Source organism: Endozoicomonas sp. 4G, from assembly GCF_023822025.1.
GTDB lineage: Bacteria > Pseudomonadota > Gammaproteobacteria > Pseudomonadales > Endozoicomonadaceae > Endozoicomonas_A.
On the sequence record NZ_CP082909.1, the window covers coordinates 2,334,232 to 2,359,951 of the forward strand.

The 25,720-nt window shown below is 49.4% G+C and carries 21 protein-coding genes; 8 read left to right on the plus strand and 13 right to left on the minus strand.

The features are described from left to right. Positions 1-151: 151 nt before the first annotated feature. The 4 genes from K7B67_RS09135 to ppsA all read right to left on the minus strand — a co-directional run bounded on the left by K7B67_RS09135 (position 152) and on the right by ppsA (position 3,768). The gene (locus K7B67_RS09135) at positions 152-589 is read right to left on the minus strand and encodes a type II toxin-antitoxin system VapC family toxin (RefSeq protein ID WP_252180555.1); all 438 of its coding nucleotides are present in this window, start codon (positions 587-589) and stop codon (positions 152-154) included. Then, complete coding sequence (locus K7B67_RS09140; protein ID WP_252180040.1) at positions 589-813, minus strand: ribbon-helix-helix protein, CopG family; 225 nt, start codon at positions 811-813, stop codon at positions 589-591. Before K7B67_RS09140 ends, K7B67_RS09135 begins: the two co-directional genes overlap by 1 nt. Before the next feature lie 100 nt (positions 814-913). After that, complete coding sequence (gene rraA / locus K7B67_RS09145; protein WP_252180041.1) at positions 914-1,396, minus strand: ribonuclease E activity regulator RraA; 483 nt, start codon at positions 1,394-1,396, stop codon at positions 914-916. Positions 1,397-1,398: 2 nt separating this feature from the next. Then, positions 1,399-3,768 carry a phosphoenolpyruvate synthase gene (gene ppsA / locus K7B67_RS09150; protein WP_252180042.1) on the minus strand — a complete coding sequence of 790 codons (2,370 nt, stop codon included), beginning with the start codon at positions 3,766-3,768 and terminating at the stop codon, positions 1,399-1,401. Between the two features lie 219 nt (positions 3,769-3,987). Between ppsA and K7B67_RS09155 the strand changes: the two genes are divergently transcribed. Continuing rightward, the gene (locus K7B67_RS09155; protein ID WP_252180043.1) at positions 3,988-4,809 is read left to right on the plus strand and encodes a pyruvate, water dikinase regulatory protein; all 822 of its coding nucleotides are present in this window, start codon (positions 3,988-3,990) and stop codon (positions 4,807-4,809) included. Positions 4,810-4,878: 69 nt separating this feature from the next. Here the strand turns inward: K7B67_RS09155 and prpF are convergent, their stop codons facing one another. The 5 genes from prpF to K7B67_RS09180 are packed head-to-tail and all read right to left on the minus strand — an operon-like array spanning position 4,879 to position 11,159. Then, complete coding sequence (prpF, locus tag K7B67_RS09160; protein ID WP_252180556.1) at positions 4,879-6,069, minus strand: 2-methylaconitate cis-trans isomerase PrpF; 1,191 nt, start codon at positions 6,067-6,069, stop codon at positions 4,879-4,881. Between the two features lie 32 nt (positions 6,070-6,101). Next, positions 6,102-8,702: a Fe/S-dependent 2-methylisocitrate dehydratase AcnD gene (acnD, locus tag K7B67_RS09165; RefSeq protein ID WP_252180044.1), complete on the minus strand. Its 2,601-nt coding sequence runs from the start codon at positions 8,700-8,702 to the stop codon at positions 6,102-6,104. A gap of 18 nt (positions 8,703-8,720) precedes the next feature. Beyond that, the gene (gene prpC, locus K7B67_RS09170; RefSeq protein ID WP_252180045.1) at positions 8,721-9,863 is read right to left on the minus strand and encodes a 2-methylcitrate synthase; all 1,143 of its coding nucleotides are present in this window, start codon (positions 9,861-9,863) and stop codon (positions 8,721-8,723) included. Positions 9,864-9,901: 38 nt separating this feature from the next. After that, a complete protein-coding gene (locus tag K7B67_RS09175) occupies positions 9,902-10,741 on the minus strand; it encodes an oxaloacetate decarboxylase (RefSeq protein WP_252180046.1) in 840 nt (279 codons plus the stop codon). Between the two features lie 34 nt (positions 10,742-10,775). Beyond that, complete coding sequence (locus K7B67_RS09180; RefSeq protein WP_252180047.1) at positions 10,776-11,159, minus strand: RRXRR domain-containing protein; 384 nt, start codon at positions 11,157-11,159, stop codon at positions 10,776-10,778. Between the two features lie 234 nt (positions 11,160-11,393). Here K7B67_RS09180 and cfa point away from each other — a divergent pair, with 234 nt between their 5' ends. From cfa to K7B67_RS09195, 3 genes are all read left to right on the plus strand, one after another. Continuing rightward, positions 11,394-12,536: a cyclopropane fatty acyl phospholipid synthase gene (cfa, locus tag K7B67_RS09185; protein ID WP_252180048.1), complete on the plus strand. Its 1,143-nt coding sequence runs from the start codon at positions 11,394-11,396 to the stop codon at positions 12,534-12,536. Between the two features lie 262 nt (positions 12,537-12,798). After that, complete coding sequence (gene pabB, locus K7B67_RS09190) at positions 12,799-14,208, plus strand: aminodeoxychorismate synthase component I (RefSeq protein ID WP_252180049.1); 1,410 nt, start codon at positions 12,799-12,801, stop codon at positions 14,206-14,208. Continuing rightward, positions 14,208-14,489 carry a hypothetical protein gene (locus K7B67_RS09195; RefSeq protein ID WP_252180050.1) on the plus strand — a complete coding sequence of 94 codons (282 nt, stop codon included), beginning with the start codon at positions 14,208-14,210 and terminating at the stop codon, positions 14,487-14,489. The genes pabB and K7B67_RS09195 overlap by 1 nt, the downstream gene beginning before the upstream one ends. A gap of 29 nt (positions 14,490-14,518) precedes the next feature. Here the strand turns inward: K7B67_RS09195 and cysB are convergent, their stop codons facing one another. Next, a complete protein-coding gene (gene cysB, locus K7B67_RS09200; protein WP_252180051.1) occupies positions 14,519-15,493 on the minus strand; it encodes an HTH-type transcriptional regulator CysB in 975 nt (324 codons plus the stop codon). 457 nt (positions 15,494-15,950) lie between these two features. On the opposite strand from cysB, the gene K7B67_RS09205 reads away from it, so the two are divergent. Next, complete coding sequence (locus K7B67_RS09205) at positions 15,951-17,027, plus strand: 3-deoxy-7-phosphoheptulonate synthase (protein ID WP_252180052.1); 1,077 nt, start codon at positions 15,951-15,953, stop codon at positions 17,025-17,027. Between the two features lie 47 nt (positions 17,028-17,074). Here K7B67_RS09205 and K7B67_RS09210 read toward each other — a convergent pair whose 3' ends face one another. From K7B67_RS09210 to nfuA, 3 genes are all read right to left on the minus strand, one after another. Then, positions 17,075-17,464 (minus strand): hypothetical protein, encoded by a 390-nt coding sequence (locus tag K7B67_RS09210; protein WP_252180053.1) that lies wholly within the window; start codon positions 17,462-17,464, stop codon positions 17,075-17,077. Between the two features lie 143 nt (positions 17,465-17,607). After that, complete coding sequence (gene greB / locus K7B67_RS09215) at positions 17,608-18,087, minus strand: transcription elongation factor GreB (RefSeq protein WP_252180054.1); 480 nt, start codon at positions 18,085-18,087, stop codon at positions 17,608-17,610. Between the two features lie 295 nt (positions 18,088-18,382). Continuing rightward, positions 18,383-18,964: a Fe-S biogenesis protein NfuA gene (gene nfuA, locus K7B67_RS09220; protein WP_252180055.1), complete on the minus strand. Its 582-nt coding sequence runs from the start codon at positions 18,962-18,964 to the stop codon at positions 18,383-18,385. A gap of 327 nt (positions 18,965-19,291) precedes the next feature. Here nfuA and K7B67_RS09225 point away from each other — a divergent pair, with 327 nt between their 5' ends. The 3 genes from K7B67_RS09225 to K7B67_RS09235 all read left to right on the plus strand — a co-directional run bounded on the left by K7B67_RS09225 (position 19,292) and on the right by K7B67_RS09235 (position 25,688). Beyond that, entirely contained in the window at positions 19,292-20,512 is a 1,221-nt protein-coding gene (locus K7B67_RS09225; RefSeq protein WP_252180056.1) for a multidrug effflux MFS transporter, read from the plus strand. 107 nt (positions 20,513-20,619) lie between these two features. After that, complete coding sequence (metH, locus tag K7B67_RS09230) at positions 20,620-24,339, plus strand: methionine synthase (protein ID WP_252180057.1); 3,720 nt, start codon at positions 20,620-20,622, stop codon at positions 24,337-24,339. Positions 24,340-24,356: 17 nt separating this feature from the next. Then, entirely contained in the window at positions 24,357-25,688 is a 1,332-nt protein-coding gene (locus K7B67_RS09235; protein ID WP_252180058.1) for an MATE family efflux transporter, read from the plus strand. Positions 25,689-25,720 lie beyond the last annotated feature (32 nt).

Sequence of the window (25,720 nt, forward strand, 5' to 3'; positions counted from 1 at the left end):
TGGTTTATGCCTACAGAACGCCAGTAATTCCCGCTAAATGACCAAACCCCTGTAATAGCAAGCTCTGCAAAGCACCAAAGATTCACCTAAGTCGTAAAATTCCAAAATAACAAGTATATTCAAGCACTTACCGGCATTTTATGACGTGAAATCAATTTGGCAGGCCGGATACCGACTCTGGCTTTATGGCGATGGCAGGGTATTTTTTTAACAGCTTTTTATCGTAGGTAATTAGGGGAATTTCCTGATTTTTTGCCAGTGTAATAAAAAGAGTGTCATAGGCAGAGTGTTTGTCTTCACAAGCCAGAATAAGTGCTTCCCGCCATAACTGCTCAGTGGGGTGCACCTGACTGAACAGTGTGTTGGCATCTTGGAGCACATCCAACCCAGTCTGAACGGGAATAGCTTCAAGAGTTATCCACTGCCATATGACATTGGTCAGCTCTGCCCTGATGGAATCCGGCACGTGAATGGTTTCGGTACGGGCAATAGCGGCCAAGGAGTCAACAGCATACTCTGTTTCATTCAAGAGACCATAGGCAAATACCATGGTGTCAATAACAGCATCCTTCATATTAGTGTTTACCATCAAGGACGCCCTTCGTTGCGCCACTCGTTCATTTCTTCGTGATGAATTTCCGGTAACTGGCTCCAGCGGTTTCTGATGCGCTCAAGAGTATCCAGCTTTTTCGGGTAGTGAGTTTCCAGTAGTTCCCGTACTTCTTGCTCCATAGAACGGTTAGCTGCTTTAGCCTTTAACTTGAGCCGTTCAACTAGCTCATCGGGCAGATTTCTGATGGTTAGGGTTGCCATAGGAGAATCTCCATTATCTTATGATTTAAATGCTAGCACATTGACAGCATTTTTTACTTCCTCAATCAGGCATTTTCAAAACCTATGCAGAAGGGAGGTATCAAACCAACCGCTCCTGAGAGAACAGAACGCCATTATTATCAGCGTAAACATACCCCCCAGGCACAAAATCAACACCATGAAAAGAGACCACCAGGTTGCTTTCACCCACGCCCTTTTTATCGGTTTTCATGGGATGACAGCCTAGCGCCTGAACGCCCAGTGTCAAATCGGCTATGATATCGACATCCCTGATACAGCCATAGATAATAATCCCGGCCCAACCGTTTTTAATGGCACGCTCAGCCAACCTGTCGCCCAGCATGGCCCTGCGCATGGAACCTCCGCCGTCCACCACCAGAACTTTGCCTTCTCCCGGCTGCCCCAGCCACTCACGAACCAGGGAATTATCTTCAAAACATTTCAGGGTCACGACTTGTCCGTGAAAAGCATTCACGCCGCCAAAATTTTTGAAGCCGGGTTCGGCAACGGAGATCTGTTCAGGAAACTCATCGCAAAGATCCGGGGTGGTAAACGGGGTCATGGCTATTTCGACTCACTATCAGCAAGATACAACCAGGTTTCCAACACAGAATCCGGATTCAGAGAGACGGTCTCGATCCCCTCTTCCATCAGCCATCTGGCGAAATCAGGATGATCACTCGGGCCCTGGCCACAGATACCTACGTATTTACCCTGCTTTCTACAGGCCTGAATAGCCATGGACAATAACTGTTTGATGGCAGGATTACGCTCATCAAAGAGTTGGGCAATCAGACCCGAATCCCGATCCAGACCCAGGGTCAGCTGAGTCATATCATTAGAGCCAATGGAGAAACCATCAAAGTATTGAAGAAAATCTTCTGCCATCAAGGCATTGGAAGGCAGCTCGCACATCATCATAACTCGCAGACCATTCTCACCGCGTTTCAGACCAAACTTCTCCATGATGGCAGTCACCTGAGCCGCTTCCTCTGGCGTTCTGACAAAAGGCACCATCAGCTCAACATGGGTCAGCCCCATTTCATCACGAACCCGTTTCATGGCCCGGCATTCCAGTTCAAAACAGTCCTGGAAGTCTTCGGAGATATAGCGTGAAGCGCCCCTGAAGCCCAGCATCGGGTTTTCTTCATCGGGCTCGAAGAGGTGCCCGCCCAACAGATTGAAGTACTCATTGGATTTGAAGTCAGATAGACGTACAGTGACTTTTTCTGGCGCAAAGGCCGCTGCAATAGTAGACACCCCTTCCACCAGTTTCTCAACATAAAAGTCTACCGGGCTGCTGTAACCTGAAATGCGCTCACTCACCTGACGCTGAACATCCGCAGGCAACCGGTCAAAATTCAACAGTGCTTTGGGGTGCACACCAATCATTTTGTTGATAATAAATTCAAGCCTGGCCAAGCCTACGCCTTTATTGGGCAGTCGAGAGAAACCGAAGGCTCGGTCTGGATTGCCCACGTTCATCATCAGCTTGAAAGGCAGTTCCGGCATCACATCCAGATCACGAACCTTATGCTCGAAGTTCAACAGACCCTCATAAATAAAACCCGTGTCCCCTTCTGCACAGGATACGGTAACGGATGCACCTTCACTGAGCCTGGAGGTCGCATCACCGCAACCCACCACTGCAGGAATTCCCAGCTCACGGGCGATAATGGCCGCATGACAGGTTCTGCCACCACGGTTGGTGACGATGGCAGAGGCCCGTTTCATCACCGGCTCCCAATCAGGATCGGTCATATCAGTGACCAGTACATCACCTTCCTGAACCCGGTCCATCTCATCAATATCGTCAATCAGGCGCACCTTACCCTGACCGATTTTCTGACCAATACTGCGACCTTCAGCCAACAATTCACCCTGTTCTTTCAGGATATAGCTTTCCAGTTTTCTGCCACTGTTCTGACTTTGCACGGTTTCAGGGCGGGCCTGAACAATGTAGAGCTGTTGATCATCACCGTCTTTAGCCCACTCGACATCCATTGGACAGCCGTAATGCGCTTCAATAGCCATAGCCTGTCGGCACAATTCAGTGACCTCTTCATCGTTGATGGAGAATTGCCCCCTGGCCTCCAGATCCACATCCACTGTTTCTACCGAACGACCGGTAGAGCCGGTGCGACCGTAGACCATCTTGATCGCTTTGCTGCCCAGCGTCCGTCTCAGAATACCCGGACGCCCAGCTTTGACTGCAGGCTTATAAACGTAAAATTCATCCGGATTGACAGCACCCTGAACGACCGTCTCACCCAGTCCGTAAGAAGCCGTAATAAAGACAGCCTGATCAAAGCCAGACTCAGTATCCAGAGAAAACAAAACACCAGAAGAACCAGTCTCACTTCGCACCATTCTCTGAATGCCAGCAGACAACGCCACATTCCTGTGGTCAAAGCCCTGGTGAACTCGGTAAGCAATCGCTCGATCATTAAACAGTGAGGCAAACACTTCGCGAACCGCCACCAGCACATTGTCTGCGCCGCGAATATTCAGGAAAGTCTCTTGTTGACCGGCAAAAGAAGCATCGGGAAGGTCTTCCGCGGTGGCTGAGGAGCGAACCGCTACGGGCAGGTCATCACCTTCAGAAAGCGACTGGTAAGCATTGATAATGGACGCTTCCAGTTCCGGCCGGAAAGGCTCCTCCATGATCCAGCGACGGATTTTTGCACCGGCCATGGTCAGCGCCCTGATATCATTAATCTCCAGATCATCCAGCAGATCATGAATTCTTTGGTACAGTCCGTTGCCGTCAAGAAAGTCACGATAAGCCTCTGCGGTGGTTGCAAAGCCACCAGGGACTTTGACCCCGGCTTTGCTTAAGCCACTGATCATCTCGCCCAGGGAGGCGTTCTTTCCGCCAACTTTTTCGACGTCACCCATGCCCAGAGTTTCCAGGCCAACGACAAAATTATTCAAAGCAGCATTCCCCGCTCTTTTCTATCTGCTTATGGCTGTTTCAGTTAGCCAGGTGTGCTTGTATGCTTATGGCCGGTGCTGAGTTCCCGGCTTTTTGTGACGGCTTTTTTGTAACAACCGTCTGATACACAAGATTCAGTCCAGCCTATCGCTCTCGTGTTTCGGCAGGTACACTATGTTAGATTTTGTTATAAAATGAAACACCTTAAAGGAAAAAAAGTGAAAAGAACGGCATTTTTCGTCTCAGACGGCACAGGAATCACGGCAGAGTCGTTCGGACAGAGTCTCCTGGCTCAGTTTGAAGGCTATGAGTTTCAACACGTTACCTTCCCTTATATAGATTCCACGGTAAAAACCATTCCGCTGATTGAAAAGATTCACAACATTCACAAAGTAGAACAAATACGACCTATCGTCTTTATGACAGTACTGAACGAAGACGTAAGCAACATACTCCACACCAGTGGTGCCTATATAATAGACCTCTTCCAAACGTTTCTGCCGGGCCTTGAGCATGAGTTTGGTCAACATCCTCTCTATAAAACAGGCAAAAAGCGTTCCACCACCCACAGCCATATTTACCATCGACGTATAGAAGCTGTTCAGTTTGCTCTTGATAATGACGACGGGGCAAAAACAAGAAATTATGATAAGGCGGATATTATTCTGCTGGGTGCCTCCAGAAGCGGCAAAACCCCAACTTGTATTTATCTGGGTCTGCAATTTGGTATTTTCGCAGCAAACTATCCCATCACAGAAGAAGATCTGGATGAACCACTCAAGCTCCCCAAGCCCTTGCAACCTCACAGGGACAAATTGTTCGGACTGACCATTCATCCCGGTCGTCTGGCGGGTATCCGCCACGAAAGGCGGCCGAACTCACGCTATTCATCCAGCCAGCAATGTCAGTTTGAAGTTTATACGATTGAGCAGATTTATCGCCGGGAATCTATTCCCTGCATCAACAGTACTGATTACTCTGTTGAAGAAATTTCGACTCGAATTATGGATCTTGCGCATCTGAAACGACGGTTGAAGTGATATGCTGACCAGAGGCTGACTGTTCTCGGTCAGCCTTCAACTGCTCCCGAAAGTCCTCATAAAGGTATGTCAAAAAGAATCCCCCGGAACCCTCACCCAGCCTTCCATCAGCACTCGGGCACTGCGGCTCATAATGGCTTTTTTTACTGTCCACTCGCCGTTCTCCCGGACAGCTTCTGCACCAACACGCAGCACTCCGGAAGGATGCCCGAAGCGAACTGAATTCCGTTCACTGCCTCCTGCGGCCAGATTGACCAGTGTTCCGGGAATAGCAGCAGCGGTAGCGATGGCTACCGCAGCCGTTCCCATCATGGCATGGTGAAGCTTACCCATGGATAAAGCCCTCACCAACAGATCAATATCATCCATCTTGACCTGTTTACCACTGGCTGCGGTATATGAGGCAGGCCCGGCGACAAAGGCAATCTTGGGAGTGTGCTGATATTGCTCCGCTTCATCGACATGATCAATAAGCCCCATCCGAACAGCGCCGTGGGCACGAATGGTTTCAAAACGGGCCAGCGCCTTTTCGTCACCATTTATGGCTTCCTGCAACTCGGTTCCGGTATAACCCAGCTCTTGTGCATTCAGGAAAATGGTTGGAATACCCGCATTAATGAGCGTGGCTTTAAGCGAACCACTCTCTGTTATATGGGCAGGAACGTCCAGATCATCCACCCGGTTTCCGGTAGGAAATAGCGCACCCTCGCCATCCGCCGGATCAAGAAACTCCACCTGAACTTCTGCCGCCGGAAAAGTCACACCATCCAGCTCAAAATCTCCGGTCTCCTGAACAACTCCGTCAGTGATGGGTACATGGGCAACAATGGTCTTTTTGATGTTGGCCTGCCAGATGCGTACCACGGAAATACCATTCTGTGGTACACGACCGGGATCCACCAGCCCCTTGCTGATGGCAAAAGCACCAACAGCGGCCGTCAGGTTGCCACAGTTACCACTCCAGTCCACAACGGGCTTATCAATGGCAACCTGACCAAACAGATAATCTACGTCGTGATCAGGCTGACTGCTTTTCGAGAGAATGACGGTTTTACTGGTACTTGAAGTAGCGCCTCCCATCCCGTCAGTCTGCTTGCCATAAGGATCAGGGCTGCCAATCACTCGCAATAACAGGTTGTCACGGGCTTTACCGGGAACCTGTGCGCGCTCCGGTAGATCTTCCAGACTGAAGAAAACGCCTTTGCTGGTGCCACCCCGAAGATAAGCAGCGGGCACCCTGATCTGGGGCACATGCGACATTGTTTTTTGTGGCATTGTTTTATGTGGCATCGTTATTGGCTCTCCAGAAAATCTCTGGCAAATCGTTGCAATACACCACCAGCAGCGTATACCGACATTTCTTCTTCCGTATCCAAACGACAAATCACAGGTACTTCCAACACTTCATTATTGGCACGATGAATCCGCAGCACCAAAATAGCCCGTGGCGTGCACTCGCCAATAACATCGTAGGTTTCTGTACCATCCAGGCTCAAAGTCTTTCGGGTGGTGCCCTCCCTGAATTCCAGTGGCAGAACTCCCATACCCACCAGATTAGTTCTATGGATCCGCTCAAAACCTTCAGCGACAATGGCTTCAACACCGGCAAGACGGACGCCTTTCGCCGCCCAGTCACGGGATGATCCCTGACCGTAATCGGCACCGGCAATAATAATCAGTGGCTGACTGCGGTTCATGTAGGTTTCAATGGCTTCCCACATGCGGGTTTCTTTGCCTTCGGGCTCAATTCGGGCCAGAGAACCCTGTTGTACATTTCCCTCGTCATCCAGACACATTTCGTTCAGCAATTTAGGGTTGGCAAAGGTGGCTCGCTGGGCGGTCAGATGGTCACCACGGTGTGTGGCGTAAGAATTGAAATCTTCTTCAGGCAACCCCATTTTTGTCAGATATTCACCGGCTGCAGAACTCGCCAGGATGGCATTGGATGGCGACAGGTGATCGGTCGTAATATTGTCACCGAGTATCGCCAGAGGACGCATCCCCTTCAGAGTACGTTCACCGGCCAGCGCCCCTTCCCAATAAGGAGGTCGACGTATATAAGTACTCATTGGGCGCCAGTCGTAAAGAGGGCTTGTCGCTTGTTCTACCTTGCCCAAGTCAAACATGGGGATGTAAACTTCGTTGAACTGCTCAGGTTTTACGCTCTCAGCTACGATCGCATCAATCTCTTCATCAGTGGGCCAGATATCTTTCAGAGTGATGGCATTGCCCTTTTTATCCGTCCCCAGAGCCTCTTTTTCTATATCAAAACGTATGGTACCGGCGATGGCATACGCCACGACCAGAGGTGGAGAAGCCAGAAAGGCCTGTTTGGCATAGGGGTGAATACGGCCATCAAAGTTACGGTTACCGGACAGTACCGCTGTGGTGTAGAGATCCCGCTCCATCAATTCTTTCTGGATTGCCGGGTCCAGGGCACCACTCATACCATTACACGTCGTACAGGCATAACCGACAATACCAAAGCCCAGCTTCTCCAGCTCAGTCAGAAGCCCTGCTTCTTCCAGATAGAGTCTGGCGACTTTCGAGCCTGGCGCAAAAGAGGATTTAACCCAGGGCTTACGAACCAGACCCAGCTCATTAGCCTTACGGGCAACAAGACCTGCTGCTACAACATTGCGAGGATTACTGGTATTGGTACAGCTAGTGATGGCCGCAATGATCACCGCGCCATCGGGCAGCAGACCGGCTTTTTCTTCGGCCCGGGCTTTGTCAAGATCCATCGCAATCCCACGCTCAGCCAGATCGGAGGTAGGCAGACGACGATGAGGGTTGGATGGTCCCGCCATATTACGAACGACAGTGGACAGATCAAATCTGAGCACACGCTGGTATTCAGCAGTCTTCAGATCATCCGCCCAGAGGCCGGTTGTCCTGGTATAGGTTTCAACCAGCGCGACCTGCTCCGGCGCACGCCCGGTCAGCGTCAGGTACTCGATGGTTTGCTCATCGATGTAGAACATGGCGGCAGAGGCACCAAACTCTGGTGTCATATTGGCAATAGTGGCACGGTCACCAATGGTCAGACCCGCAGCGCCTTCACCAAAGAACTCAAGGTAAGAAGACACCACACGTTTTTTTCGCAGGAACTCTGTGATGGCCAGAACTATATCAGTGGCAGTAATACCGGGCCGACGCTTGCCCACCAGCTCAACGCCAATGATCTCTGGTAGACGCATCATGGAAGGACGACCGAGCATTACCGTTTCAGCTTCCAGCCCACCGACACCCATGGCAATCACACCCAGGGCATCGACATGGGGCGTATGACTGTCTGTACCCACACAGGTATCCGGATAAGCGACACCCTCACGGGTCTGAATCACCGGAGACATTTTCTCCAGATTGATCTGGTGCATGATGCCGTTGCCCGCCGGGATAACATCGACATTTTTAAAGGCTGTTTTGGCCCACTCAATAAAGTGAAAGCGATCCTCATTACGACGATCTTCAATGGCACGGTTTTTTTCAAAAGCCTGAGGATCAGAGCCACCGAACTCCACAGCCAGAGAATGATCAACAATCAACTGCGTGGGAACCACCGGGTTAACTTCGGAAGGATCTCCTCCCTGTTCAGCAATAGCATCACGCAGGCCTGCCAGGTCAACCAGCGCTGTTTGACCGAGAATATCATGACAGACGACACGGGCTGGATACCAGGGAAAGTCCAGATCACGCCTGCGTTCAATGATCTGCTTCAGGGCGTCCGTCAGGGTTTCGGGGTTACAGCGACGAACAAGTTGTTCAGCCAGAACGCGGGAAGTGTATGGCAAGGTTGCGTAGGCACCCGGCTGGATGGCTTCGACGGCGGCACGAGTGTCGAAATAATCCAACCGGGTGCCGGGTAATGGTTTGCGATGTGCAGTATTCATAACACCAGACCTTCTGCTTTATCGACGATCTGCTATCGCTACCCACTCAGCACTTTCCGGGCCGGTGTAATCCGCAGAGGGTCGAATGATACGATTGTTGGCACGCTGTTCCATAACGTGTGCCGTCCAACCGGACACCCGTGAACAAACAAAGATCGGGGTAAACAGTTTGGTTGGAATACCCATGAAATGATAGGCAGAAGCGTGGAAAAAGTCGGCGTTACAGAACAGTTTCTTCTCGCGCCACATAACCGCTTCAACACGTTCGGAAACAGCGTACAGGCACTGGTCACCCACCTGCTCAGACAGTTTTTTGGACCATGCCTTGATAATGGCGTTACGAGGATCAGACTCACGGTAAATCGCATGACCAAAGCCCATAATCTTATCTTTACGAGCCAGCATAGCCATGATATTCGCTTCCGCTTCATCGGCAGAGCGCCAATTTTCAATCATTGCCATCGCCGCTTCGTTGGCACCGCCATGGAGAGGTCCACGCAGGGAACCGATGGCAGCGGTGACACAACTGTGAATGTCAGAGAGCGTCGAAGCACAGACACGGCCAGTGAAGGTAGAAGCATTAAATTCGTGCTCAGCGTACAGAATCAGGGAAGCATGCATAACCTGCACATGCAGAGGTTCTGGCTTTTTGTCATGCAGGGTCCATAAAAACTGTTCGGCAATGGAGTCTGCCTCAGTCTCCACATTGATGCGGATGCCATGATGGCTGAAGTGGTACCAGTAGTTGATCATACCCGGAAAAACAGCCAGCATACGGTCAATGTGATCCCGCTGTCTGGAGAAATCCTGCTCAGTTTCCAGGTTACCCAGCATTGAACAACCGGTGCGCATAACGTCCATTGGGTGTGCTTCAGCAGGAATCTGTTCCAGAACCAACTTCAGGGCATCAGGCAGTGAACGCATATTTTTCAAACGAGTTTGGTAGGCATTCAGCTCGGTTTGGTTAGGCAGTTTACCGTAAAGCAGTAGATAGGCGACTTCTTCAAACTGTGCCTTGTCAGCCAGTTCCTTGATGTCGTAGCCGCGATAAGTCAAACCCGAACCGGTTTTACCAACGGTACACAATGCCGTTTCACCGGCAGACTGACCACGCAGACCCGCACCACCCAACTTGTCATTGGAAAGCTTTTTCTCTGCCATGATGGTTCTCCGTTCTTGTTATTAAATGAATGTCACAATTAAGGGTTCAGAAACTCTTGGGTCTTAACCAGTCGCTCACGCTCCTGAAACGTCATCATGCCATCGGCAAGGGCACCGCTGTTGCCGTCACGCTTGATGACTTCAAGCACTTCCCGCATGGCGGTCATTGCCGCTCGCTGAAGATCAGAAGGAACGATGATAAGCTGATAACCCATGGCTTTGAGATCTTCTGTGGGTACCACGGGTGTTTTGCCCCCGTAAAACATATTGATCATTTTCGGTCCCGGTGCCTGTCTGGCGATCTCTTCGATCTGCTTGATGGTCTGGGGCGCTTCAACGAACAACATGTCCGCTCCCGCTTCAACGTACGCCTCGGCCCGTTCGATGGCATCGTCAAAACCGGTTACCGCAATGGCATCCGTTCGTGCTATGACCGTGACATGGTCTGCGTATTTTGCCGCAACGGACACTTTCTTACACATTTCCTCAGTGGTGATCAGGGACTTGCCATCAAGATGTCCGCACCGCTTTGGAAATTCTTGATCTTCCAGGTGAAAGCCACATACACCGGCGTTTCTGAATAGCTCTACGGTTCGCTTAACATTCACTTCGTTACCGAAGCCGGTATCCGCATCGGCAATCACAGGCAGTGAAGTGGCTTCACAGATTTGACGAACACGATCAACGACTTCGGTCAACGTCAGCAGACCAATATCGGGGACCCCTGTGCTTCGGGCCATTGCACCACCACTTCCGTATAAGGCAGAAAAACCTGCTTCTTCACCCAGGCGGGCAGAGAGACCGTCGTATACGCCAGGTGCAGTCACAATGCCTTCTTTAGCTATCAGTCGGTGGAGGGCGTTGTTTTTGTCACTCATTTCATCGTTTTCCTCAACTGAATACCCCGTACTTCTAGTGTGATTTTGATGTTGAAATGGGTCTAGCGCTTTCGTTTCTTGTGGCATTGACAGCAGTAGCATCTTTCAGACAATTTACCTTCTTTCCTTTCAGGATGTTGGTCACATTTCTGACTCTTGCTGCATCCAGCTTGTTCTTTTTATTTGAGCCTCCCAGAGCTCTAGATATGGAATGTTCGATGTTGAGTATTGGGTCGTTACTCACTTCCTTACAGTAAGAACATTTGTGCCTATCCCTATAGAGTAAGTACTGTCTCAACTCAGTACCAAACGACGCACCTCGTTGGTACTCAACCCCCGAGGTATCGGGGTTCTCCATCAACTGCATATCGAACTTAACACGCTCAACAGCCACATCACTGCTTGATGCTTTCCTCATAAGGCTAAACCGTATCCAGCAAGAAAACCAGAGTTTGATAGACTGCCGCCTGGCGCGGAGAGGCGTAACCACAGTCGTTCATTTACTTGTATAGCTGCGCCCGCTACGACATGCCAAGTTCGTCGCTATAAGTAAGATGGTCGTTGCTAGCTGGATGCGTTTTAGACAGTGGGATCCACCATAGACCCAATTTAAAACCGTTACTCAAACATTGCACCTTATTCCAGGATCAATATGAACAACGTAGACCTCTTCAGTACCCTGCTTGCTCCCGCCGATATACAAATCAATGGTGACCGGGCATGGGATATCCAACTACACGACGAATCAGCACTGGACACGATCCTAGCACAAGGGTCATTAGGCTTTGGCGAAACCTATATGAAAGGGCTATGGGACTGTTTGCAGCTCGATGAGCTCGTTAACCGTCTGCTCCGCCACAAGTTAGAAGACCAACTCAGCGTCAAAGCAAAGCTGTTACTGGGTATTACTATTGGCCAGAAGAAAATTGCCAACCTGTTCAATCGGCAAAGTGTTGCTCAATCCAGTAAAGATGTGCCCTTTCACTATGATATTGGCAATGATTTATTTCAAATCATGCTGGATGATCGCATGACCTATACCTGTGGGTATTGGAAAGAAGCGTCCAATCTTAACGAAGCACAAGCGGCTAAACTCAACCTGATTTGCCGAAAGCTGGGGTTAATGCCTGATATGCGGGTACTGGACATTGGGTGTGGCTGGGGCAGTTTTATGAACTACGCAGCTGAGAACTATGGCGTAATGTGTGATGGCCTCACCCTCTCAAAAGAACAGGCTCAACTAGGGCAGGAGCTATCACACAACCAGTCCCTGCCAGTGCGCTTTATGCTGAAGGACTACCGAGAGTACGAGCCCACGAGACAATATGACCGCATTGCTTCCATCGGCATGATTGAGCATGTTGGGCCGGATAATTTCTCCGAATATTTTCAACGTGCTCACCGGTTACTCAAAGATGACGGTATATTTTTATTGCACACCATTGGCAGCCCTGTATCACAAAACAAAACGGACCCATGGATTCATAAATATATTTTCCCCAATGGAGTTATTCCTTCTATTTCACAATTAACGGCATCAATGGAAGGGCTCTTCAATGTTGAGGACATCCATAATATCGGGCCCAATTATGACAAAACATTAATGGCCTGGTGTAACAATTTTGAAAATAACTGGGAACAGATCGCCCATAAATACGACAAGACGTTCTATCGCATGTGGCGCTATTATTTGCTTTCCTGTGCCGGGGCTTTCCGCAGCCGGAACCTGAATCTACTGCAGTTTGTCCTAACAAAACCCGGCTCTGCACTTCCGCCCACTGCCAGACTCTGTTAACGGATGATTCAAACACCTGCCTGACCAAGTTCTGCTGACATAAGAGCCTAGTGCACCCAAGCTCTAATATCCATACAGCATCACACCTGCAATGGCCGACCTTTGTAAGTCCATTTAAATGGCTTCGCCATTTTCTCGTTGAAGAAGTCAACAAACTGGTGAAGCCGAGCATTCAGGTCTTCTTTTAGAAAACCCCGTGGCGCCAACGACACTCTGAAGGTAGAATGCGCGTCTGATCTGACCCGGGATTTTTACGTCGTTTATGAAAGAGCTATCCATTGTTGAACTGGACTACCTGAGTGACTCCAGCCCCTATTTTGAGCCTTTTACCAAACACCCTTGGGCATGTTATCTGGACAGCTGTTCTTCCTCTTTCAAAAAAGAACAACATAAGCGCTATGACATCATCACGGCAGACCCTTGGGCCGTGGTGACTGTAGACAGCAACCACCAGATCAGGATCATCAATCGTCTATCCGGTAAAAATCAGGTTAAGGGCGATCAGTCCCCGTTCAAGATTCTGGATGATTTACTGAGCACCATGTCAAAGGTAGAGCATCCTGACTTGCCCTTCACAGGTGGCGCCCTGGGATTCTGGGGTTATGAGCTGTGCGGCCTGACCGAGCCAGAAAAAATTCAGCCACGACACGTGGAAACGCCTTTAATGAGTGTTGGCCTTTATCACTGGGCCATTATTTGCGACCACCATCAGCAAAAAACAGTCTTTTTCAGTCACCCCGATATGCCGGAAATTGAACGGGAAAGCATTCTTGCTCTCATTAATAACAGGACGAGTCCAGAAGACTCCAAACCGTTCCAGCTGCTGGAAGCATTTTCTAGCACTATCAGCAAATCAGAATACGAGCTTGCCTTTAACAAAGTCCAGGATTACATACTTGCCGGTGATACCTATGAAGTTAACCTGACTCAGGAGTTTACCAGCCGATACCGTGGAGATTGCTGGCAGGCCTACAAATATCTCAGAACAGTAAGTCCAGCCCCTTACTCTGCTTATCTATCTCATCCTGACGTTACCGTCCTGAGCCACTCGCCGGAACGATTTATTAAAGTAAACGATCGCATGGTGGAAACCCACCCCATAAAGGGCACAAAACCTCGCGGTAAGACACCCCGGGAAGATCTCGCTCAGGCTGAAGAATTGCTGACCAGCGAGAAAGATCGCTCTGAGAACCTGATGATTGTTGACCTGCTGAGAAATGATCTTGGTAAGGTCTGCAAACCGGGAAGTATCAGGGTTCCCAGGTTGTTTGAGCTGGAAAGTTACGCCAATGTTCATCACCTGGTCAGTACAGTGACTGGCGAGCTTTCTCAGGAACACCGTATTCTTGAACTCATGGAAGGAGCCTTCCCGGGGGGATCAATCACTGGCGCACCTAAAATCCGATCGATGGAAATCATTCGAGAACTGGAAGCGGTTGCCAGAAATGTGTACTGCGGTGCTATTGGCTATGTCAGTTGTAACGACAAGATGGACACCAGTATTACCATCAGAACCCTGGTTGCACAGAATCACAAGCTTCACTGCTGGGGCGGTGGTGCCATTGTTGCAGAATCAGACTGCCATCAGGAATATCAGGAATCCATAACCAAGGTAAAAAACCTGATGACCGCCCTGGAGACTTTCTGCAGATCACCCACAGGAGTCTGTTGATGAAAATCACCATGGTCAAAAAAATAATGGCGGACGGTAACCCCTGCAAAAAATGCAGTGAAGTTCTGGAACGACTGAAAACTTCCGGCCATATTGAGCAAATTGATCAGATACTGATTGCCACAGAAGGTGAAGCTGCAAGCGAAGGAGCACTATTAGCCGACTATTACCAAGTGGACAAAGCCCCTTTTTTTGTCGTTGAGGAAGAAGGTCAGGAGCCGAAAATTTACACGGCTTACTTTAAGTTAGTTAAGGAAGTGCTGAGCCGGCAGGCTGCATAATGCAGCCGCCGCCCCGGAGAATAAAAAACTCAGTGATCGGGAAGCTGAATACCAGAGAACAACTCATCCACTTCGACTTTGTTATGCCTTGAAATCGCTTCCTGTACAACCTCTTTAGTCAAGTGCGGCGCAAACTGCTGAATGAAGTCGTACATAAATCCACGCAGGAAAGTCCCCCTTCTGAAACCGATCTTAGTGACACTGGGTTCAAACAGGTGATCTGCATTGAGGGGAACCAGATCAGAATCCAGCTCTGGATCATAAGCCATCTTTGCAACAATCCCGACGCCCAGCTTCAATCTTACATAAGTTTTGATGACATCAGCATCGGTTGCAGTGAAGACAACCCTGGGTGATAAACCTTCGTTCATAAAGGCTTCGTCCAGCTTGGAACGACCCGTAAAGCCAAAGACATAAGTGACCAACGGATATCGGGCAACATCCTGCAGTGTCAGCTCAGATATTTGTGCCAGTGGATGATCTTTGGGAACGAGCACACAGCGATTCCAACGATAACAGGGCATCATCACCAAGTCGTTAAAGAGTTCAAGTGCTTCTGTTGCAATGGCAAAATCGACCAGGCCATCGGCAGCCATTTCGGCAATCTGGATAGGAGCCCCCTGATGCATGTGCAGAGATACATCAGGATACTGGGTAATAAATTTATTGATGATGTCAGGCAGTGCATAGCGTGCCTGGGTATGAGTTGTAGCAATAGACAGGGAACCTTTTCGCTCATCACTGAACTCTTGCGCTACCTGCTTGATGCTTTCGACTTTCCTGAGAATTTCACCCGCAGTTTCTATAATCTTTTCGCCAGCCGGAGTGATTCGAGTCAGATGTTTACCGCTGCGGGCAAACACCTCTACACCCAGTTCATCTTCCAGCAGGCGAATCTGTTTGCTGATACCAGGTTGCGAGGTATATAGACTCTGCGCTGTGGCGGATACATTGAGATCATGGTGAGCGACCTCCCAGATATAGCGCAGTTGTTGCAGCTTCATTGATGGCCTCCGATCGAGCTAACGTCTACCCATGATGTGAGAAATATGAGCACTCTTAGTTCTTAGCGGCATAATTGGATATCGTTTAATTACTTCTAAGAATACAAGTCGGTCGCTACAGTTACCAGTGAATCATGCAGGTTTAATCATGAATTCAAACATCGCCTGAGCCAGTTATAACTTTAGACCATATTTATGGACACATCGCTCTACATTTGATTGCGTCGGAGGCAAACATTATAGTCCGATACTTACTACCTGCCTCGGCTTTATGCTTACTTTGGCACCAACCTGACATTCAGCAAAATTATGATTCACGGGGTTGCAGCAATCACAGCTCTTGATTAGAGTGAACAGCCGTCGCTGATCTCTGCAACCCCCTCTTATCTATACCCGGGCCAGTCATCTACGGCGCAAACCCGAAAGGGAGTAATAATTAAAGTTGAGAACGCAATCAATGGCCGCATTACCAATTGAAAACCTGAACATTGAATCTCAGGACTTACTGGTCACTCCAGAGCAGCTGAAAAGGGAAATCCCCCTGAGCGAATCTGCTGAACGTACCATTTCTGAAGGCCGCCAAGTTATCCGCAATATTCTCGATGGCAAAGATCATCGTCTGTTTGTTGTGGTAGGCCCCTGCTCTATCCATGATGTTGAAGCTGCCATGGATTATGCCAAGCGTCTGAAGAAACTGGCAGATGAGCTAAGCGATACTCTCTACCTGGTCATGCGCGTTTACTTTGAAAAGCCTCGTACCACCATTGGCTGGAAAGGCCTGATCAACGACCCACACATTAATGACTCCTTCAAAATTGAAGAAGGCCTGCACATTGGCCGCCGACTGCTGATGGACGTTGCTGAGCTGGGTATGCCTTCGGCAACCGAAGCCCTGGATCCTATTTCTCCTCAGTACCTGCAGGATCTGGTGTCCTGGTCCGCCATTGGCGCTCGTACCACTGAATCACAGACTCACCGCGAAATGGCCAGCGGTCTGTCTTCAGCTGTGGGTTTCAAAAACGGTACAGATGGAGGTCTGGAAGTAGCGATCAACGCTCTGAACTCCGTATCAAACCCCCATCGCTTCCTTGGGATTAATGGTAACGGTCAGGTAGCGGTTACCCGCACCAAAGGCAACCAGTATGGCCATATCGTTCTGCGTGGTGGTAACGGCAAGCCCAACTACGACTCTGTTAGCATAACCTTGTGTGAGCAGGAACTTGAGAGTGCTGGCATCAAGCCAAACGTTATGGTGGATTGTTCACACGCCAATTCCAATAAGGACCCGGCACTTCAACCTCTGGTCATGGAAAACGTGACCAATCAGATTATTGAAGGCAACCAGTCTATTGTGGGCCTGATGATTGAGAGCAATATTGGCTGGGGCGCCCAGAAAGTACCCGCAAACCTGGAAGACCTGAAATACGGTGTATCGATCACCGATGCCTGTATTGACTGGGAAACTACGGAGAAAACCCTGCGCGATATGAAGGAGAAGCTGAAAACCGTGCTTCCGGCAAGAGTTTCAGAATAATCGGCGGTCAGTCTGACACGGTCGCCTCATGGCTGTGTCAGAACGCTTTAAAATAAATCGAATTGATACCCTTTTCCCACCTCTTCAACCTTGGTATCACTCACCTCATTGAGATCGGACAACAGATCCATTTGCGATTCCGGCACTTCTGCACAGATTTCATCAGGAAAACTGGAAGAAACCTTCCGACTTTTCGGCATATTACTGATTCTTCTGTCCAAAATGGCGGAGCAAATAGGGCAAATTCCCGGTAGTAACTGATTGGTCAATACTTCATAACGATACGCACCGTGTAGTACTTCCGTACACAGTGTCCGATCCGCACGAGACTCAATATCAAGATTGGCTTCAACCAGATGTATATACTGGGAACCACAGGGTTTGATGATATGAGCAACGAAGAAATTTGACAGTATGGCTTGCTTATAACGCTTCACAGATTCCTTATTTACTGGAAAAGCCAGAAACACCGCTGAAGAAAAAAGGCGCATCACTTTACACGAATATGGACGAATACCATACGCCAGAAAACAACATTAGGTAAAAATACGGAACCAGATGCTTAAAACAGCCATTAAAATCAATTGAACGGTTTATATTGTATCTTGTTGATAAACCAGATTTTATTTCCCTCAGGCGTCCTGACCATCACTTCATCATCGACCTGCTTGCCGATTACCGCCCTGGCCATCGGAGAATCAATGGTGATATGCCCCTGCTTAACATCAATTTCATCAGACCCCACGATCCGGCAATGAAGAACCTCTCCTTCTTCATTCTCAAGCTCTACCCAAGCACCGAAAAAAGCTTTGCCTTCCTGTTCAGGTGAATAATTCACCACTTTGACAATATCGAGCCGTTTGGTAAGAAAACGAATTCTTCGATCAATTTCTCTCAGCAATCTCTTGCCTTCCTTGTACTCAGCATTTTCGCTTCGATCGCCTAATGCCGCTGCCTCAGAAACCGCCTGAGTCACCTTAGGCCTCTTATCCCGCCAGAGGTAATGCAGCTCTTCTTCAAGCTTATCTTTGCCAGCCTGAGTAATAAGATTCGACTTCATTTAATGCAATCCACAGAAATCCAGTTTTCTCATAACGACATCCTAATCAAAGATAGCCATCAATCAAAGTACCGCTTATGGCAAGCTCATCCTGATTAACCATTCTACTGATTGGCTCCGGCGTAAAGCATTGCTCAAACAGGTAATATGATTGGATATAATCCATACATAATAATTCTGGGTTAGCTCTTTGCACCGTATCCGGCGCACAAAAAAAGCCGGTTTGTGGGCTAATGTAACTCTTCTTTAAACGAGTGACATTAGCCCATAAACCGGCTTTTTCAGGGAGGCAGCCTTACTTGAAGTACGCGTTCTCAGTAATGCTGTGATCTGTCACATCCCTGACGCCTTTGAGTTCAGGAATTCTCTCAATCAGGGTTTTTTCCACGCCATCTTTCAACGTTAAATCCACTGCACTGCAGCCCTGGCAACCACCACCAAACTGCAGGATGGCAATACCTTCATCGATTTCAACCAAAGAAACCACACCTCCGTGGGATGCCAGACCCGGATTGATTTCGGTCTGTAGGAAGTAATTGATTTTCTCGTCCAGCGGGCTGTCTTCACTGACTTGCGGCAACTTGGCGTTCGGCGCCTTGATGGTCAGCTGGCCACCCAGCTTATCTTCTGAGAAATCAACAAAAGCGTCTTCCAGGTACTGCTCACTTTTTCCTTCAACGTGGCAATTGAAGTATTCCAGTTCGAGAATCAGATCTCCTTCCTTCTCCTCACCCGGCTTACAGTAAGCAAGGCAGGTTTCAGCATAAGGAGTGCCAGGTTGGGTAACGAACAGGCGCACACCCATACCCTCTACATTTTGCTTCTCAAGCAGGGTGGCCAGGTACTTCTGTGCTGCTTCCGTGAATGTAATATTCAACTCAAGAACCCTCTCATCATTCTGCCGACATTCTATGCCATTCGGCGCTGCGTTGAAATCCCCAGTAAGCCACTCAGGTATTTAAGGATTTGTGCTTAAACTTCGGAAGGTTACATCTCGCCGCAGTAGTTATCTCTCCTGAGCTTCGCCAGCCTCAGATCTGATGTGAAATCGTACGATTGTTACCCTTTTTAAAAGCCTGTACCCTTCGCGCTCTTTTTTCAGGTTGCAGGCAAATCTTTCCTGAAAACAAATGTCCAATTGACTCCTGAGAGCCTGTCGGACTCACCCCTTAGAGCATAAATTTCAGTAGAATGAGTCGCAGCCATGAGCGCATTAAATACAGAAAGACATCCCACTGCTATCTTGATGATACTAACACTGTTCGCCATTGTTGGCCCCGTCTCTATCGATATATTTTCACCTTCACTACCGGCTATTACAGAATACTTCGGCAGTAACAGTGCAACGACTCAGTGGAGTGTCGGTATTTTTATGCTGGGTTTTTCACTGTCCATGCTGATAGTTGGTCCACTGGCTGATCGTCTGGGCCGTAAAAAAACGTTGTTCCTGGGTTATACCCTTTATCTGCTTGCCACTGCTGCCACCCTGCTGACGGATAACATTTACCTTTTTATAGCCGCACGCTTTGCTCAGGCCCTGTTCGGTTGCTTTGGTACTGCCGTCGCCCGAATCCTGGCCAAAGATTACTACCGGGACGAAATGGAAGTACGAATGCTGTCCTACATTAGTGCCTGTTTGACCGTAGCCCCAATGCTGGCTCCCATTGCCGGTGGATTTATTCAAGAATACGCAGGCTGGCAATACAACTTCCTGGCCATGGGGACAATGGCCGTTATCGCCATAATGAGCCTGCTACTTATCCCGGAGAAACATCAAGTCTCCAAGAGTTCTGGTCATCCAATCCTTTCAGGTTACAAAGAAGTGTTGACTGACTGGCGCTATCTCCGATTCACTATTGCTGCCGGCACCGCCTTCTCCGGCGCTTTTGTTTTTGTCGCCGCAGGTCCTTTTGTCATGATCAGCCAGTTAGGTCTGGCGCCAAAATTTTATGGATTCCTTTTTGCCCTGGCCATCGCAAGCTACCTCTTCAGTGCATCATTTGGTCCCAAATTAAATGACCGATTAGGACGTAAGAAAAGCACCCGGGTTGCCTGGATCACCCTGGCTACAGGTGCAGGCATTTCCTTTGTCACTGCCTGGTGGAGCCATGGCAGTTCTATTCTGGGTTACATGGTCGGTATCATGGTATTTGAACTGGGCCTGGGTCTCTTTATGCCGCTATGTCAGGCCAGAGCCACTGAACACATCAGTAAAAATGTAGGCACCGCCGCTGGCCTGATCTTCTTCATAGAAATGCTGCTGGCGACAATGGTTACGGGTCTGGTGGGACTGTTGCCAGAGATGGGAACACTGACACTTGCCAGTGTCACGGTGGCTGCTGCCCTGGTTGCGGGATTTTGCCTTCAAAAAAAAACCATGACACTATTTGAGCTTAAGCATAAACACTCTGAGGCGCATTTCTGATAACATCGCTCTCCTGACAATACCTACAAGCAACCGTGAGCCGTTAAACTGAAACCTTGACGGCCCGTTTCATGGCAATTGAGAGAACTGGTCCGGAATCTGTACCCATGCCTAACAGTCAAGAAAGAGCACACTTTCTAAACGCAAACCTTCTTAAAGACCTTCTTAAAGAGCAACTGGAAAAACGGATTCTGATCCTTGACGGTGCCATGGGCACCATGATTCAAGGCTACAAACTGGATGAAGAAGATTACCGTGGCGAACGGTTTGCGGGTCACGGCTGTGACCTCAAAGGCAATAATGACCTCCTCTCCCTGACACGCCCTGAGATCATCAAGGAGATTTACCAGTCCTATCTGGATGCCGGTGCTGACATTCTCGAAACCAATACCTTTAACGCGACAACCATTGCCATGGCTGACTACGAGATGGAACATCTGGTTCCAGAGATTAACCGGGAGTCAGCCCGTATAGCCAGGGAAGTGGCTGATGCAGCCACCGCCCAGAACCCTGATAAGCCCCGTTTCGTAGCAGGGGTGCTAGGCCCAACCAACAGAACCGCTTCCATTTCGCCTGACGTCAACAATCCGGGCTATCGCAACACCAGCTTTGAAGCATTGGCTATTGCCTACAAAGAAGCAGCCCTTGCCCTGATTGAGGGGGGTTCCGATATTATTCTGATCGAAACCATCTTCGACACCCTGAATGCCAAAGCCGCTATCTTTGCCGTAAAAGAACTGTTTGACGAGCTGGGTTATGAACTGCCCATCATGATTTCAGGCACCATTACCGATGCTTCCGGCCGCACCCTTTCAGGACAAACCACGGAAGCTTTCTGGAACTCTGTGCAACATGCCAATCCTGTCTCTGTAGGCCTGAACTGTGCCCTGGGTGCCAGTGAGCTGCGTCCGTATCTGGAAGAACTGTCCAATATTGCCAACACTTTTATCAGCGCACACCCAAATGCGGGCTTGCCTAATGCGTTTGGCGAGTACGATCAAACTCCGGATGAAATGGCAGACATTGTTGCCGAGTTTGCCGAATCCGGCCTGGTGAACATTATTGGTGGTTGTTGCGGCAGTACTCCGGCTCATATCAAGGCAATTGCAGATAGAATGACGTCTATCGAAAGACGTCAGATTCCTGAAATTCCTGTCGCCTGTCGTCTCAGTGGTCTTGAACCCTTCAATATTTTTGCGGACTCGCTGTTCGTCAATGTGGGGGAACGCTGTAATGTAACCGGCTCAGCCCGCTTCAAACGCCTGATTATTGAAGAAGATTACGACACAGCTCTGGATGTAGCTCGCCAACAGGTTGAAAACGGTGCCCAGGTCATCGACATCAACATGGATGAAGGGATGCTGGATGCCAAAAAGGCGATCACTACTTTCCTGAATCTGGTGGCCTCTGAGCCGGATATCTCCAAAGTACCGGTCATGGTGGACTCATCTAAATGGGATGTCATCGAAGCCGGCCTGCAATGCATCCAGGGCAAGGGGATTGTTAATTCTATCAGCCTGAAAGAAGGTGAAGAGGCTTTCCTCCATCAGGCAAGGCTGTGCCGTAATTACGGTGCTGCCGTTGTGGTGATGGCTTTTGACGAGACCGGTCAGGCTGACACCGAAGCCCGCAAAATAGAAATCTGTAAGCGTTCTTACGACATCCTGGTTAATGAAGTGGGCTTCCCGCCCCAGGACATTATTTTTGACCCGAATATCTTTGCTGTCGCGACCGGTATTGATGACCACAATAATTATGCGGTGGACTTCATCAATGCAACTCGCTACATCAGGCAAAACTTGCCCCATGCCATGATTTCTGGCGGCGTCAGTAACGTTTCCTTTTCATTCCGCGGTAATAACCCGGTCAGGGAAGCCATTCATGCGGTCTTCCTGTATCACGCCATCAAAGATGGCCTGACTATGGGTATTGTCAATGCCGGACAGCTGGAAATTTACGAGGAAATCCCCAAAGAGCTGCGTGAACGGGTTGAAGATGTCATTCTCAACCGCACTAACGAAGCCACTGAAGCATTGTTGACCATTGCTGATGACTATCGCGGTGGCAGCACCGGCCAGAAAAAAGTAGAAGATCTTTCCTGGCGTGAGCAAGACGTCGGCAAACGCCTTGAACATGCTCTGGTGAAAGGGATAACCACCTACATTGTTGAGGATACCGAAGAAGCCCGTCAGCAGGCAGACCGACCCATTCACGTCATCGAAGGTCCATTAATGGAGGGTATGAACGTGGTCGGCGATCTGTTTGGCGCCGGTAAAATGTTTCTCCCCCAGGTCGTCAAAAGTGCCCGGGTGATGAAACAGGCTGTTGCCCACCTGATTCCCTTTATTGAAGAAGAGAAAGACGGCGACGTTCAATCCAACGGCAAGATACTGATGGCAACCGTTAAAGGCGATGTACACGACATTGGCAAAAATATTGTCGGCGTTGTGCTGGCCTGTAATAACTTCGAGGTGATCGACCTGGGTGTTATGGTACCCTGCGAAAAAATCCTGCAGGTAGCCAGGGAAGAAAACGTGGACATCATTGGTCTCAGCGGTTTGATCACACCGTCTCTGGACGAAATGGTGCATGTCGCCAGTGAGATGCAACGCCAGAACATGCAGCTGCCCCTGTTAATCGGCGGTGCAACCACTTCCAGAGCTCATACGGCTGTGAAAATAGAGCCACAGTTTCAAAATGATCTGGCACTTTATGTGACCGATGCCTCCCGTAGTGTTGGTATTGCGACACGATTGATGAGTAAAGAACTGAAACCGGGACTGATCGAGGAGACGCGTGCCGAGTACGAAAAAATTCGAGTACGCCATGAGAAACGCAGTAATAAGCGACAATTACTGACTTATGAGGAGGCTGTTGATAATCGCTTTGATGCCGGCTGGAACAACTATCAACCACCCGCCCCAACCTTCACAGGTGTGAAAGTGTTTGAAGATTACCCGCTGGAAAAACTGGTGGATTACATCGACTGGACACCTTTTTTCATCACCTGGGATCTGGCGGGCAAATATCCGAATATCCTGAAAGATGACATTGTCGGTGAAGCGGCCACCACCCTTTACAATGATGCTAGGGCCATGTTGAAAGATCTTGTTGAGAACAAGAAAATTGGTGCTCGCGCGGCTATTGGCTTCTGGCCCGCATCCCAGGTAAACAACGATGACCTTGAGGTTTATACCGACGAGGATCGCTCCGAAGTCAAAGCCATGCTTCATCATCTTCGCCAGCAGAACCCAAGACCGGATGATAAGCCAAACTACTGCCTGTCAGACTTTGTTGCACCAAAAAGCTCTGGACTGGAAGACTATGTCGGCGGTTTTATCACCACGGCGGGCATTGGTGCGGATGAACTGGCCAACACCTACGAAGACAAGGGCGATGACTACAACAGCATCATGGTGAAGGCGCTTGCTGACCGGCTGGCTGAAGCGTTTGCCGAATATATGCACGAAAAAGTGCGCAAGGAATTCTGGTGTTATGCTCCGGATGAAGTCTTAAGTAATGAAGAACTGATTAAGGAAAAGTACACCGGTATCCGCCCTGCCCCCGGCTACCCGGCGTGCCCGGACCACACCGAAAAAGCAACACTGTTTAAGCTGCTCAATGGCGAGAAAAATGCCGGAGTCAACCTGACAGAGCACTTTGCCATGATGCCCGCAGCCAGTGTCAGTGGTTGGTACTTCTCTCACCCTGAATCCAAATACTTTGGTCTGGGTAAGATCGCCAGAGACCAGCTTGCTTCTTACGCTGAGCGAAAGGGCATAAGTCTGGAAGAAGCCGAACGCTGGTTACGCCCAAATCTTGAATAACACAGTCTGAGGTTTACTTGAAACAGCGCGTTACTACCATATTGAAACTGGGCACCCCCATCATCATGGCGATGCTGTCTCAAAGCCTTCTGAATCTTGTCGATGCTGCCCTGGTGGGTCCCTTGGGAAAAGAAGCGCTGGCGGCAGTGGGTGCCGCCAGTTATGCAAACTTTGTCGGTCTCTCCCTTGTGGCAGGGCTCTCTGCCGGCGTACAGGCGCAAGTAGCCCGTCGATTGGGGGCTGACCATGGCCGTCTGTGTGCGACGCCCGTCAACCATGGCATCATCATCGCCCTGTTCTTTGCTCTGCCCGTCAGTCTTATGCTGATGCTGTTAGCCCCATGGATATTGCACATTTTTAACCAGGGTGCACTGGTGCAGGATACTGCCGTTACCTATTTTCGGATTCGTGTCATGTCCCTGGCTGCTGCCGCTCTTTGCCTCTCTTTCAGAGGTTACTGGAATGGCACGGGGAGGCCTTCAGGTTTTCTGCGTATTCTGGTCATCTCTCACCTCTTCAATGCGCTGGTGAGTTTCGGTCTTATCTATGGCATAGGTCCATTACCAGCAATGGGAGTTGCCGGGGCAGCACTTGGCACTTTCCTCGCAATGTACCTCGCTACCATGCTGAATTTGTTCAGCCTTCTGGGGATCGCCAAAGAACAAGGTTTTATGGACTTCAGGTTTTTAATGAATCGTGACTTTGGGCAGACCCTTCGACTGATACGACTGGCTGTTCCGGATTCTCTGCAACAAATGCTGTTCTCTCTTGGTTTTATGATGCTATTTGCCATCATTGCCCAGATGGGAACCAGTGAACTGGCTGTAGCCCATGTTCTGATGAATATTTCCCTGTTGTTGATTTTGCCGGGTATGGGCATGGGTATGGCTGCTAATACCCTGGTGAGCCAGAGCCTGGGAGCCGGTAAACCCGATAAAGCCTGGCGCTGGGGCTGGGATATTGTCATGGTCGCAGCCAGTATACTGCTACTACTGAGCATCCCCTTACTTTTTGCTCCCAAGTTCCTGCTGAGTCTCTTCCTGCATCAGGAGTCGCTTGTGGAGATGGGAACAATTCCGCTTCAGCTGACCGGTTTGAGTATCTTCCTTGATGCGGCCTCTCTGGTATTCACACAGGCCCTTCTGGGTGCCGGTGCAAATCGCACGGTGCTAGGTATAAGAGCTGCCGGACAGTGGTTAATCCTGTTACCACTGTGCTGGCTGGTTGGACCTGTGCTGGGCCTGGGACTGACTGCAATCTGGCTGGTACAGGCTTTGCAGAGACTTATCAGCTCACTGGCTTTTGTTATGGTCTGGCAGGCCCGGAAATGGGAAAGAATCACTATTTAGAAATTACCCGACATAACAGCATTTTGTCGTCA